Source organism: Actinoplanes sp. HUAS TT8 (assembly GCF_051380535.1).
Classification (GTDB): Bacteria; Actinomycetota; Actinomycetes; order Mycobacteriales; family Micromonosporaceae; genus Actinoplanes.
In genome coordinates this window covers 10,524,664-10,537,044 of record NZ_CP195646.1, presented here as the reverse complement: position 1 = coordinate 10,537,044, position 12,381 = coordinate 10,524,664, and the positions used below count along the sequence as shown (strand labels likewise).

At 71.5% G+C, this 12,381-nt stretch carries 15 protein-coding genes and 1 pseudogene; 12 read left to right on the top strand and 4 right to left on the bottom strand.

Annotated features, from left to right (window positions below; translation table 11 throughout):
- Positions 1–175 precede the first annotated feature (175 nt).
- The 5 genes from ACSHV8_RS47135 to ACSHV8_RS47115 all read left to right on the top strand — a co-directional run bounded on the left by ACSHV8_RS47135 (position 176) and on the right by ACSHV8_RS47115 (position 3,530).
- A complete protein-coding gene (locus tag ACSHV8_RS47135) occupies positions 176–457 on the top strand; it encodes a hypothetical protein (protein WP_436527003.1) in 282 nt (93 codons plus the stop codon).
- Positions 458–1,144: 687 nt separating this feature from the next.
- Entirely contained in the window at positions 1,145–1,519 is a 375-nt protein-coding gene (locus ACSHV8_RS47130) for a hypothetical protein (protein ID WP_436527002.1), read from the top strand.
- On the top strand, positions 1,516–1,764 hold the full coding sequence (locus ACSHV8_RS47125; protein ID WP_436527001.1) for a hypothetical protein: 249 nt from the start codon (positions 1,516–1,518) through the stop codon (positions 1,762–1,764). The genes ACSHV8_RS47130 and ACSHV8_RS47125 overlap by 4 nt, the downstream gene beginning before the upstream one ends.
- A gap of 135 nt (positions 1,765–1,899) precedes the next feature.
- Positions 1,900–3,258 carry a phage major capsid protein gene (locus tag ACSHV8_RS47120; protein WP_436527000.1) on the top strand — a complete coding sequence of 453 codons (1,359 nt, stop codon included), beginning with the start codon at positions 1,900–1,902 and terminating at the stop codon, positions 3,256–3,258.
- A 5-nt stretch (positions 3,259–3,263) separates the two neighbouring features.
- Entirely contained in the window at positions 3,264–3,530 is a 267-nt protein-coding gene (locus ACSHV8_RS47115; protein ID WP_436526999.1) for a hypothetical protein, read from the top strand.
- A gap of 370 nt (positions 3,531–3,900) precedes the next feature.
- Here ACSHV8_RS47115 and ACSHV8_RS47110 read toward each other — a convergent pair whose 3' ends face one another.
- Together ACSHV8_RS47110 and ACSHV8_RS47105 are read right to left on the bottom strand one after the other, a co-directional pair.
- Positions 3,901–4,608 (bottom strand): DUF2637 domain-containing protein, encoded by a 708-nt coding sequence (locus ACSHV8_RS47110; protein WP_436526998.1) that lies wholly within the window; start codon positions 4,606–4,608, stop codon positions 3,901–3,903.
- Positions 4,605–5,033, bottom strand: a complete 429-nt coding sequence (locus ACSHV8_RS47105) for a hypothetical protein (protein ID WP_436526997.1) — start codon at positions 5,031–5,033, stop codon at positions 4,605–4,607. Before ACSHV8_RS47105 ends, ACSHV8_RS47110 begins: the two co-directional genes overlap by 4 nt.
- A 114-nt stretch (positions 5,034–5,147) precedes the next feature.
- On the opposite strand from ACSHV8_RS47105, the gene ACSHV8_RS47100 reads away from it, so the two are divergent.
- Positions 5,148–5,360, top strand: a complete 213-nt coding sequence (locus ACSHV8_RS47100) for a hypothetical protein (RefSeq protein WP_436537374.1) — start codon at positions 5,148–5,150, stop codon at positions 5,358–5,360.
- Between the two features lie 29 nt (positions 5,361–5,389).
- On the top strand, positions 5,390–6,544 hold the full coding sequence (dprA, locus tag ACSHV8_RS47095) for a DNA-processing protein DprA (RefSeq protein ID WP_436537285.1): 1,155 nt from the start codon (positions 5,390–5,392) through the stop codon (positions 6,542–6,544).
- A 220-nt stretch (positions 6,545–6,764) separates the two neighbouring features.
- Here the strand turns inward: dprA and ACSHV8_RS47090 are convergent, their stop codons facing one another.
- Positions 6,765–6,950, bottom strand: a complete 186-nt coding sequence (locus ACSHV8_RS47090; protein WP_436537283.1) for a DNA-binding protein — start codon at positions 6,948–6,950, stop codon at positions 6,765–6,767.
- Positions 6,951–7,256: 306 nt separating this feature from the next.
- On the opposite strand from ACSHV8_RS47090, the gene ACSHV8_RS47085 reads away from it, so the two are divergent.
- The 5 genes from ACSHV8_RS47085 to ACSHV8_RS47065 all read left to right on the top strand — a co-directional run bounded on the left by ACSHV8_RS47085 (position 7,257) and on the right by ACSHV8_RS47065 (position 11,874).
- On the top strand, positions 7,257–7,811 hold the full coding sequence (locus ACSHV8_RS47085) for a hypothetical protein (RefSeq protein WP_436526996.1): 555 nt from the start codon (positions 7,257–7,259) through the stop codon (positions 7,809–7,811).
- A 346-nt stretch (positions 7,812–8,157) separates the two neighbouring features.
- A complete protein-coding gene (locus ACSHV8_RS47080) occupies positions 8,158–8,415 on the top strand; it encodes a hypothetical protein (protein WP_436526995.1) in 258 nt (85 codons plus the stop codon).
- 335 nt (positions 8,416–8,750) lie between these two features.
- Positions 8,751–9,155 carry a winged helix-turn-helix domain-containing protein gene (locus ACSHV8_RS47075; RefSeq protein WP_436526994.1) on the top strand — a complete coding sequence of 135 codons (405 nt, stop codon included), beginning with the start codon at positions 8,751–8,753 and terminating at the stop codon, positions 9,153–9,155.
- A 337-nt stretch (positions 9,156–9,492) separates the two neighbouring features.
- Positions 9,493–10,668 carry a tyrosine-type recombinase/integrase gene (locus ACSHV8_RS47070; RefSeq protein ID WP_436526993.1) on the top strand — a complete coding sequence of 392 codons (1,176 nt, stop codon included), beginning with the start codon at positions 9,493–9,495 and terminating at the stop codon, positions 10,666–10,668.
- A 21-nt stretch (positions 10,669–10,689) separates the two neighbouring features.
- The gene (locus ACSHV8_RS47065; protein WP_436526992.1) at positions 10,690–11,874 is read left to right on the top strand and encodes an aminotransferase class V-fold PLP-dependent enzyme; all 1,185 of its coding nucleotides are present in this window, start codon (positions 10,690–10,692) and stop codon (positions 11,872–11,874) included.
- 45 nt (positions 11,875–11,919) lie between these two features.
- Here ACSHV8_RS47065 and ACSHV8_RS47060 read toward each other — a convergent pair.
- Positions 11,920–12,312: pseudogene (locus ACSHV8_RS47060) on the bottom strand (murein hydrolase activator EnvC family protein); the annotation flags it as partial.
- Positions 12,313–12,381: the final 69 nt, after the last annotated feature.

Here is a 12,381-nt window from a genome sequence, read left to right as displayed (position 1 = left end):
GATTGAACCCATGAGCCCAACGCGCTGACCAGCAAAAACGCAAGACGTGAACCCAACTGAACCCGCGATGAACCCACTACTTGGACTCAGCCAGAGGGCGTGAACCCAGCACCCCCGTTCCTAGAACGGGTGCGTGGGTTCACCCCGCTGGCCCTGGCTACCCCGAGGAGAAGACATGGCCGCCCGCAAGATCCCGATGACCACCGCCCAGCACATCGAGCACGGCTCCAGGCTCAAGGCCGCCCACCACACCCTGGCCGCTCTCCAGCAGGACCTCTACCTGGCCGCCAGGCAGAGCGATCCCGAGGCCCGCGCGGTCGCCAAGGCCCTGAACGCGCTCACCAAGCTCCGGTACGCGCTGGAGGACGTGGCGCTCAAGGACTACCCGATCCAGTTCGGTGAGGAGTCGGACTGGCTCCGGCTCTACGCCCGTACGGACCGGGAGTTCCGGGCATGACCACCGCCGCCCACCTCCACCCCGATCACTCGTGCGTTGCCTGCCTGGCCGAGGAGAACGCCGAGCGCGTGGGCCATGAGCCCAGTGAGGCCCAGCTCCACCCGGACTACGCACCGCCGCCGCCCGCCCGCCGCGCCTACACGTACGTGGGCGGCCCGCTCCACGGGTGCGTCCGGGTGCGGGCCGCCCACCCGGATTGGTGTACGGCCCGCGGCACGGCGGCCACCGCGCACCGCCGCTCCTGGCTTGACCGCCGGTACGAGGCGGACCACGAGGCGCGCCTGTACCGCTGGCGGCCACCGGCGGATGAGGCCCGGTACCGGTACGAGGGCGGGCCGTTGGATGGGCGCTCGTTCATCGTCGCCAGCCGACTGGAGGTGACCACTTGGCGCACGTACGAGGGTTGCCCGATCGAGAGCGCGGACCGGGAGCTGGAGCGTTGGTACGTGCTCGATCGTGGGTCACGGACCTACCGCCCGCACCGTGCTATAGCCCAGGGGCCGGCTGCGGGTCCAGCGCCCGATCACGCCGCATAAGCCCAGGTCAGAGGGCTGGCGCGGGAGCCGGGGGTGGTTTTAGGGATGGCCCAGCCATCGTCCCCGCGCCCAGCCCCCATTTTTCTCTCCCCGCGACCGCAGAAAGCAAGATCACCGGCCCCCGCGGCCTCCGAAACGAAGGACCAAGACCATGATCACTGAACAACTGGCGACCGCCCACCGGGACGCCAGCCTGGCCGAGCGCCAGGCCGTGGTGGCGTACCTCCAGCTCCCCAACGCGGACCCCTGGGTCACGCTCCTCCGCCGGACCGTGGCCGATCTCCTGGCCGCCGAGGCTCCAGAGGTTGGCGACGTGGACCCGGTTCTGATCGAGATGGTGGCCGCCTGGGCCGCGTCCGTGCCCTCCATCCCGCTCTCCCCGGTCTCGTACTGGCTCCGGGTGTCCACATCGGATACGGCGGCCCGCAACGCCTCACCCCAGGCCCGCCTGTTCCACGCCGTGGCCGCCGAGGTGGACGAGGCCCTGGGCCGCGCGTACCTCCAGCCCGCCGTGGAGGAGTCGTGACCACCAAGCGGGGGCGGGCCGCCGCCGCCCGGGTAACCGCCGTGGGATGGTGCCCGGACCACGCCAAGCGGCTGTACTCCAGCCGGAAGGAGGCCCGGCGCGCTGGCCGGACGTACGCCCCCGGCGGCCACCCGAACGCCTACCCGTGCGACACCCGCGACGGGTGGCACTGGGGCCACCTCGGGGCGGCGGTTGCGGCGGGGGCCATGAGCCGCATGGCCCGCTATGCTGAGGTCACCACGTAGGCCCAGCGGTACCCCGGGCCTGAGTGGAGATCCGTGCAACTGCGCGCACGAGTCCACCCGGCGCTCCGGCCTCGGGCTGGCCGTCTGTCCTGGCTCACGGAAGTCCCCCGACTTCCAAGCGAGAGGTAGACGGCCATGACCCTGGCCGAACTCATCACCCGCGCTCGTGCCGCTCTGGCCAGCGCAACCACCGCCCGTGAGACCGCCCAGGACGCCCTGGCCGCCCTCCGCGAGCGCGACAACCTCACCGAGTCCGACGTGACCAACGCCGTGGCGGCCCGCAACGCGGCCACCGCGACCGAGGCCGAGCGCCAGGCCGCCCTGGACGCCCTCCTGGCCGAGGAGGCCGAGGAGGCCCGCGTGGCCGCCCTGGCTTCCCAGGTCCACGACAGCGCACCGCGCCCAGGCGGCCAGCGGGAGGCCAGCGGCCCCGTGTGGGTCCGCACGGACACAGATGACCGCCGCCCCGCCGTGGTGGCGCGTAACGCCCGCTGGGCCAACCACGAGGTGGTGGCCGGACACGCGGCGGCCCGCGCCCAGGCCGAACAGGCCACCGTGGCCCAGTTCGGTGGGATGGGCCAGTTCGTCCGCGCGCTCACCACGTCCAGCGGCTCCGCGGTGGTCCCCACCGTGTGGGCTGGCAGCATCATCGACCGGGCGCGCAACGCCTCCCAGGTGATCCAGGCCGGGGCGGAGATCGTTCCGATGAACGCCCAGACGGTCCAGATCGGCCGCCTCACCGCGGACCCCACCGCCGCGTTCCGGACGGAGGGTTCGACCATCACGGCCTCGGACCCGACGTTCGACAACGTGACCCTGGTCGCCAAGACCCAGAGCGTCCTTGTGGTCGGTTCTATGGAGTGGTTCCAGGACGCGGGCAACGCGGATCAGTTGGTGGAGGAGGCGATTGCTAAGGCCATCGCGCTCCAGTTGGACCTCACCGCGCTCTATGGCGGTGTCACCTCGGGGTCCGGCTCCATCAACCTGGCGACCCCGCCCAACCCGCGGGGCGTGCTGGCCACCCTCCTGGCCGTGGCCTCGTCCGCCGTGCTGGGCAACGCGGCCACGAACGGCACGAGCCAGACGTCCACGACGTTCTACAACGAACTCCTGGACCTGATCTACACGCCGCAGGACAACAACGAGGTCCCCAACGCGCTGATCTGGAACTCCAAACTGGCCCGCCTGTACGCCAAGGCGTACGACACCACGGGCCAGCCGCTCGGCCTCCCGGCGGACGTGGCGAACATGCGGCGGTTGGTGTCGAACCAGATTCCGTCCTACACCCAGGGCACGCTCACCACGGCCACGGATGCGTTCGTGGGTGACTGGCGACAGTTGCTCATCGGCCAGCGGCTGGACCTCACCGTCCAGGTCCTCACCGAGCGGTACGCGGAGAACGGTCAGATCGGCATCGTGGCCCACTGGCGCGGGGACGTGGCTCTGGCCCGGCCCCGGGCGTTCGCGGTCTATCGCTCGCTCAAGGGGGCGTGATCGAGATGGCGTTGTCCAACCCCAAGCCCGCCCTCAACATCGTGCCGCGCGCCGAGGCCGAGGGCATCGCGGCGGACATGCGTGCCCAAGAACGCGGGGACTCCACCACGCGCACGGTCCGGACCTCCCCGACGTACGTCCGGGCCACGAGCCCGAGCGGGGACGCGGTGGTCTACGTACCCGGGGAGGCGCTGCCCGAGTGGGTGGTGGCCAAGCTGGACGCGGGCCGCGGGCGCATCGACGCGGAAACGGGCGCGGTGATCCTGCCGTGACCGGCGGGGTCCGGCGGACGTTCATCGGGTCGGAAAGCGGCAACGGCCCGAGCGCGTACGGCGTGGTGGTCATTCCGTGTTCGTGTCTGAGTGGCCTTGTGGGCGGCCCGCACGATGCCGGGTGTGAGCTGGAGGTGTCCGAACTCCAGGGCCAGCCTCCTCTGGCCGTGTCGAACGGCTGGGGCGAACGCCCCGGCGGGGCGTAGCTGGCCCCGAACAGAACGAGCGCGCGCCGAACGGGGGTTCGGCGCGCGCTTCTTTGTGCGCTATAGCCCACCGGCCGGCTCCGGCCGAGGGGCGAACGGCCCGAACGCATCCGTCCGCGTTCGGGCCGTTCGGTCTTAAGACGTGCGGGGGTACTTTCCCCAGGTCACGCCGCTCCCACGGCCTCCACCTGGGCCGCTTGAGACACGAGCGCCAGCGCCTTCTTGCGGTGGGCGCTGGCCGTGCTCGGCGCGCACCCGAACTGTTCGGCCATCTCCTTGACGCGCGGCCAGGCGTTCGGGTCGGTGCCGAACTCCGCGATGATCCGTTCGGCCTTGGAGTTCGGGTCCGAACTGGGCTCGGCCGCGGGCCGCTCCGCCGATTCGGCCTGTTCGGGGGCCGGTTCGGCGCGTTCGGGCGCGGGTTCGGGCGTTCGGCTGGCCGTTCGGGCGTTCGGTGCCGGTTCGGTGGCGGCCAGCTCCCGCAACCGCGCGCCCGTGCCCATGCTGGCCATCGTGAGCAGGACCGCCGTGAGGTCCACGATGATCGGGAACAACCACGCCTCGGACGGTTCCCAACCCCAGCGGACCGCCGCGTGAGTGAGGCTCGTGAACGAGACCACGCCAGCGACGAGGGCCAGGGCCACGAACCCCACGAGCACGGGCCAGAACCATCCGCCGCCCACCGCGCGACGGACCAGGATCTCCACGAGGACGAGGTACAACGCGGGTGCCCAGCCGTGGCTCACCCAACCGCCCACCGAGGGCTGGGCCTGGGCCAGGTTGCCGTACACCGTGAGCGCGATGGCGGCCACGAGTGCGGGCCGGATGAGCCAGTTGAGGGTCTGGCGGACGTGCTTCTCTTCCTGGGTCATCGGGCCGCCTCAGTCGCCTCGGTCAGGGCCGCCTTGTACCGCTCGGTGGCCAGGTCCACGTCCCGCCACGACACGGCCAGGCGGCCACTAAGGGCGTTCATGGCGGCCCAGTACGCCTCGGTGTCCTCCATGCCTTCCCGGACGCGGTGGGCCATCTCCTCGGCCGCCAGGTAGGCCGCCGTTTCGGTGGTGCCGTACACCGGGACGTAGCCCGCGGGGATCTCCACCGGGGCGATCAGGCCCACCGGCTGGCCGTCCGGCCGGAACCCGATGACCGTGGTGACCGGGAGCCGTTCCGCGGTCCAGATGGCCGCCTCCAGCGCCAGGACCACCTGGGCGGGATCGGCCAGCGACATGGCCGCCAGCGTGGGGACCACCACCACGTAAAGGGCGTTGGTCAACCGGTTGGGCTTAAGCTCGTGCATGGGTCGCCTCCTGGGGCGATCAAGGCCCTCGGCTCGGCGCTCGCTACGCCACCGGGGGCCGCTTTGCGTCCGGGGATCACCCCCGTCCGCTTTGTATGCACGAAGTCTGTACTTGTGATCGCCTGGACCATCGCGGACCTGGACGGACGGGCTCGGCCGGTCGGCAACGACGTAGCCGAGGCGCTGCAACTGCGGACCGGGCACGCCGGCCCGGCGCCGGTCGCCACCGTTCGCCGGGAGTCGGCCGACCTTCCGGTTCCGGCCGAGGACCCGGCACCGGCTCTCGCCGGCGATCCGGTTGCCGGCGGATCGGGGGTGTCGCGGTGAGCGGCGGGGCGGGGAGTGCGGACGATCGGATGGCGCGGGCGGCGCTCACCTGGCTGGTCGAGCCCGGGCATCGGGCGGTCTGGACGCTGGTCCGGCGGCTCGGAGCGCCCGAGGCCCTGGACCGGTTGCTCGCCGACGACGTACCGGATCGGCATCTGCGTGCTGCCGTAGCCGCCCGGTCCGCGGCGGGCGACGCACGGCAGATGGCGGCCGAGGCCATGGAGCGCGCCCAGGAGGCTGGCGCCCGGCTGGTGGTGCCGGCCGACGCGGAGTGGCCGGCCCGGGTGGACGCGCTGGCGTCGCTGGAACTCGACAGCGGCATGCGGGTGAATCGTGACACCCGGCCTCCGCTCTGTTTCTGGGTACGCGGTGACCGGCCGCTCGGCCCGACGCTGGAACGGTCGGTGGCGATCGTCGGGGCGCGGGCGTCGACCGGGTACGGCACACACGTGACCAACGAGCTGGCGTACGGACTGGCCGAGCAGGGCTGGGCGGTCGTCTCCGGGGGCGCCTACGGGATCGACGCGGCGGCTCATCGGGCGGCGCTGGCCGCGAACGGCGTGACCGTGTCGGTGCTCGCCTGTGGGGTGGACCGGCCGTACCCGATCATGAATTCGGAGATGTTCGCCCAGATCGCCGAGCGCGGTTTGCTGATCAGCGAGTGGCCACCGGGCGCGGAGCCGTTGCGCCATCGCTTCCTGATCCGGAACCGGGTGATCGCGGCCGCCACTGCGGGCACCGTCGTGGTCGAGGCGGCGGCCCGGAGCGGGGCCACCCAGACGATGAGCCGGGTCCTCGCCCTGAACCGGCCCGGAATGGTCGTGCCCGGCCCGGTTACCTCGGCCATGTCGGTCGGCTGCCATGAGCTGCTGCGCAAACATCCGGGCGCCCGCCTGGTCACCTCGGTCGCCGACGTGCTGGAGGAGGTGGGCCGGATCGGGGAGTACCTGGAGCCCGCGCCGCGCGGGCGCGAGCGGGTCCGGGACCGGCTGGACGAGGAGTCGGCGCTGGTCCTGGAGTCGCTCCCCCGGCGCGGGACGGCGACCCCGGAGGAGATCGCCGCCGAGGCCCGGCTGGACCTGCGTACGGTCCTGCGGCGTCTGTCGCTTCTGGAGGCCGCCGGGCTGGTGGTGCGGACCGATTCCGGGATCGCGCTCACGCCCCCACGGCCGGTGGTCACGTGAATTCCATCACTCGTTGGGGTGGAGGATCTCGGAAACGGAAGAGGCGGAACCCGACCGTCCTCAGTGGATTCGAGCCGCCCCGGGGCCGATCTTGAACACCGCCATGGTCACGGAACCGGGCGCGGCCGGACTGCGGAGAGTTTCGATCGGGAGCGGGCGCTGTCGCGCCATGCCCGGGCGGCCCGGTCGAGTGGGTGCACGCAGGCCGCCCCGAGGACGATCAGTCCTCGGATTCGTCCAGGTCACGGCGGTGAACCTTCATCCACGCCTCGACGTCCTCGGTCAGCCAGACCTTGCCCTGAGCCAGGTCCGCGACCGGCTTCGGGAAGTCCGGGCGACTGGTGATCTGGTACGCCCGTTGACGGCTCACACCGCCCAGGCGGATACGAATCTCGTGTGCGCCCATGAGGCGGATCGGCTTCACTCCCACATGATCGACCGTAGGCGCGGGACTATTAGGCGGACGTCAGGTTGGCGGGCGACAGCTAGTCGTACGGCCATTAAGATGGGCGCCATGACTAGGTGTCGAACGACAAGTGGCCAGGTTCCCCTTTCCCCTCGTCACCGCCGTGATTGGCGCACCCTGTGGCGGCGCTGCCGGTGCGGATTGCCGGCGCCGTGCGTGGACCGGCTGGTGCCGGCGCCGCCCCGGCCGTACCCACCGCGCGGCGATGATCCGAAGCGGTCGGTGCCGCCCGCGTATTCCGACAAAGTGCCGCCGGATCCGCGGAAGCCTCGGCTGGCGGCGGCGCCTCGGGTCGAGGTGCCCCGGGTCGAGGTGCCCCGGGTCGAGGTGCCCCGGCAGCGCCAGGGTTCGGCCGTTCACGACGCCCGGCCCCTCGACTCTCCCGGGTCGACGCCGGGCCGGCTCGGCGGGCGGGAGACCGAAGGCTATTACGGCGGGCGACACGGTGGAGACGAGCAGGCTCGCAGCGGATCCGGGTGGGAGGAGTGGGCCTACGGCGGATCCGGGTGGGGTGAACAGGCCCGCAACGAGCCCTACGTCGGCGAGCAGGAGTCGGGTCGCGGCGGGACCGGCGGCAGCAGTCACACGCCGGCGCCGAGCGGGTCGGAACTGGAGGGCTATGACGCCATGCGGTCCTCGGCTACTGGTGGGCCGGCGCTGGGCCGGGCATCGGTGCCACGACCCCGGCATTCCGAGGCGAACGTGGGCCGGGCCGGGAACCTGACTCCCGGGCAGCGGCATCGGACGGTCTGCAACGACCCGTTCAAGTACCACCTGCACCGGCGGCGCGACCCTCGCTGAGCGAGCAGGGCGGTCCCTCCACGGACCTCATCGCCGGGCCGAGCGGTGTGGACCAGGACCGGACGACCCGTTGACCGAGTGCCGCTCCGCGTCTCGCAACCGAACGCGGACCAGGAGACGCGCCCCCTGGACGAATGCCGCTACGCGACGAGCACGGATCGCGCAACCAAACGCGGACCGGCCGAATGCCGTTCCGCCACGGGCACGGGTCTCGCAACTGAACGAGGACCAGAAGGTCTGGAAAGACGAAGTGTTGGGGAGGCCGTCGCGTGACGCGGTTGCCGGCTCGGGGAACGGGCCCGGCTGGAGCGGGTGCGACGGTGCGGGTCGGATTCGGGGGAACATCGTGACAACCGCACAAGAGGCGGAACATCTGCACGGACGGCCGGACTGGAACTGCCTCGTCTGCGGCCGGCCGTGGCCGTGCTCGACGGCGCAAGCCAGTCTGCTGTACGAATACCGCGCGTTTCCGTCGCTGTTGCGGATATACCTGTCCGCGCAGATGTATGAGGCGCTCCAGGACATGGTGATCGACGGCGGGCAGCCGCTGAATCTGTACGAGCGGTTCCTCGCCTGGGCCTGGCGCGAGCCACCACTCCGATGACCAGCGCGGGGACAACTCTTTTGCGGCCTCGAACGGCGAAGAACGCCCGACCCGCAGAAGCCCGCCCATTCGGATCGCGCAGGGCCAAGCAGGGTCGGGTAAGCCAGTGCGGGCCGGGCCAGAGCGGGCCGGGGCAGGTTGGGCCAGAGCAGGTTGGGTTGGGTTGGGCGAACGGGCGGCAGTCGCGCCCAGCAGTCGTTGGACCAGCCTGGCAAAACCGCCGCCCGCTCTTCCGCCTCGACCGGCTTGGCCTTCCGAGGCGGCATCACCATCATAGTTATATTGGTCTGTAGGTACAACGTGATGGAGGATCGTGGCCACGTAAAATAACGGCCATGATCGATCATTCGGCGGACCGGGCGGTCTTCCGGCAGCTCGCTGACCTGCTGCGGGATCGAATCCAGTCCGGCGAGCTGGGGCCCGGGGAGCCGCTGCCCAGCGAGCTGCGCCTGGCTCAGGACTATGGACTCAGCCGCACCACGGTGCGCCAGGCGATCGGCCAGCTGCGGACCGAGGGGCTGGTCACGGTTGATCGCCCGCGGGGAACGTTCGTCCGAGTGCCGGAGCCGGTCCAGGTCGTCGCCCTGGCTCGTGGCGAGCGGGTCGGCGCCCGCATGCCCACGGATGCCGAACGCCGCAAGCATCGCCTCGGCGAGGGCGTGCCCGTCCTGGTCGTCACCACCCCCGACGGCACCGAGACGGTCCACCCGGCCGACCGTGTCCAGCTGACCCGCCCCTGACCTGGCAACCACCCCTAGCCGCCCGGCCCTCCTGCCGCGCCCAGCCTCAGCCGCCAGCAGCCCGCCCCTAGCCTCCCGGCCCCGGCCGACCGACCCAACGGCCGCCCAGCCCGAGCCGCCCGGCCCGAGCCGCCCGGTGCACCCGCCGCGCCCAGCCTCGTGCTCCCCGAACCCAGCAACCATGCCCGGCCCAAGGCCCAGCGGGGACAGCGCTGTCGGCCGAAGGTCGGCTTGACCGGGTGCGGACATGGCGACGGCCGGTAAGGCGAGGACCCACACCGGCCGGACGGGGTCGGATGGTGACTCCTGACCCGCGGCCGCCGGCTGTCGGTATCGGATGGCTCGCCATGAATGGACCTTAGGACCGGGGTACGACAAGAAACGCGGCACACTGAACACCGTGGACGCCTATCGACGACGGCCCCGGCCGAAGCGTGTGACCGACCTTCACCAAGCGCTGCCGCTCGCGCTGCGGGAGGCCGTGGACCGGTTCGGGCATCACCTGGCCGTGGTCGAGGATCGATCCGCGCACACCGTCCGGGCCTACCTGGGTGACGTGGTCTCGCTGCTCACGCACGCCGCCGACCAGGGCTGTGCGACGGTGGAGGACCTGGACATCACCGTGCTCCGCGGGTGGTTGGCCGCGCGTTTGGGGGCCGGCGCCGCCCGTACGTCACAAGCCCGTAGGGCCGCAGCGGCACGGACCTTCACCGCATGGTCTCACCGGGTCGGTCTTTCCCCGGCCGATGCCGGGGCGGGGTTGGCCAGCCCGCGCGCCCATCGTGACCTCCCCCACGTTCTCCGAGCGGATCAGGCCGCCGCCCTGGTCACCGCCCCCGGCGCCCGCGAAGCCGCAGAGCCGACCCGCGAAGCCGGAGAGCCGACCGGGGAGGCCGGAGAGCACAACCGCGAAGCCGAGCCGGACGACGACATCACCGCGATCCGGGACCGCGCCGTCCTGGAACTGCTCTACGCCACCGGCATCCGGGTCAGCGAACTCTGCGACCTCGACGAGACCGATATCGATCACGCCCGCCAGGTGATCCGGGTCTTCGGCAAGGGCGGCAAGGAACGCGCGGTCCCTTACGGCCACCCGGCCCGCGACGCCTTGAACACCTGGCTCCGTCTCGGCCGCCCCGCCCTGGTCGCTGCAGCCGCCGCCCAAAAGACCAGCGCCCAAAAAACCAGCGCCCGAAAAACCGGCACCAGAAATGCCGACGGCCGGGGCCGAGGAACCACCACCCCCCTGTTCCTGGGCTTGAAGGGCGGCCGCCTACAACCAACCGTCGTCCGCCGAATTGTCTCCACCGCCGCCCGCTCCGCCGGCCTCCCCCACACCAAACCGCACGACCTGCGCCACTCCGCCGCCACCCATCTGCTCGACGGCGGCGCCGACCTGCGGGCCGTCCAGGAGTTGCTCGGCCACAGTTCCCTGTCGAGCACCCAGATCTACACTCACGTCTCCACCGAGCGCCTGCGTGCCGCCTTCAATCAGGCCCATCCACGCGCCTGACACACCGTACGATCGGAAACCATGAGCGCCGAAGATCCACCGCAGCCCATCCCCGGCGCTCGTCTCCTGTTCTCGCTGGACCCGGCGGTGTCCTACCTCAACCACGGCTCGTTCGGCGCGCTCCCGATCAGTGTGCAGCGCGCCCAGCAGCGGTTGCGGGACGAGACCGATCTCAACCCGATGCGTTTCTTCGGGGTGGGTCTGCTGGACCGGATCGTCCACACCCGACGGCATCTGGCGGCTTTTCTCGGCGCCGATCCGGATGGCAGCGCGTTGACCTCGAACACCACCGCCGCGGTGAGCATGGTGTTGCAGTCGGCCGGCCTGGGCCCGTCGGACGAGGTGTTGCTGACCGATCATGCCTATGGTGCGGTGGCGATGGCGGTGCGCCGGGAGTGCCGTCGCACGGGCGCGACCGCGCGGACGGTCGCGGTGCCGCTGGGCGCTTCCGGGCCGGAGATCATTTCCCGGGTGCGGACCGCGCTCCGCCCCGGCCGCACGAAGCTGCTGATCGTCGACCAGTTGACGTCGGCCACCGCCACGCTCCTGCCGGTCCGGGAGATCGTGGCCGCGGCCCGCGCCCAGGGCATCCCGGTTTTTGTCGACGGCGCGCACGTGCCGGGCATGCTGCCGGTGAATGTCGCGGAGATCGGCGCCGATTTCTGGGTGGGCAATCTGCACAAGTGGGCGTGGGCTCCGCGGGGCACGTCCCTGTTGACGGTGTCGCCGGAGTGGCGGCGGCGTATCGATCCGCTGGTGGTCTCCTGGGAGCACGACGAGGGTTTCCCGTTGTCGGTCGAGTTCCAGGGGACGCTTGACTATTCGCCCTGGCTGGCCGCGCCGGCCGGGATTTTCGCGATGCGCACGCTGGGCCTGGAGGCGGTACGGGAGCACAATGTGGCGCTGGCCGCCTACGGCCAGCGGGTGCTCGGGGAGGCGCTCGGTGTGGCGCCGGAGGATCTGCCGCATCCGGGGCCGGGTGTCTCGATGCGGATCGTCCCGTTGCCGGCCGGTCTGGCCACCACGATCCCGGAGGCGCACGCGCTGCGGCAGCACATCGCCGACAAGTTGGCCGTCGAGACGCAGGTGAACGCGTGGGGTGGTCGTGGCCTGCTGCGGTTGAGCGCGCAGATCTACAACCGGCCGGAGGAGTATCACCGCCTGGCCGAGCGTCTGCCCGGTCTGCTCAGCGCCTGGCATTGGTAGGAGCCGGACCCGGCCGAGCCCGAGCAGGGTCAGCGGGTCCAGGTATTCCGTGCCCTGCCAGACGCCCCAGTGCAGGCAGGCGCTGACCGGGCAGCCCGGGTGCCCGGCGTTCAGCGTGCCGAGCGGATCGCCCGCGCGCACCACGTCACCGGCGTGCAGCGACGCCGTGACCGGCTCATAGGTGCTGCGCAGTCCCCCCGCGTGGGCGATGCTGACCACGCCACGCCCGGCCACCGGGCCGGCGAACACCACCGTGCCGCCCGCGGCGGCGCGAACCGTGGCGCCGGGGATCGCACCGAGGTCAACCCCGCGATGCCCGGCCAGCCACGGTTGCGGCGGTGCCTCGAATCGCCGGGTCACCTGCGGCGGCGTCACCGGCCACGAGTAGGTGCCGGGAACGGGGACCGCCGCCAGAAGTAGAGCCCAGAGAAAGAACATGCGGGCGAGTCTGGCCGGCCTGAAGCCGACCGGCGACCCGCCCTGTGGACGAACAGCTGGTGTGGATAA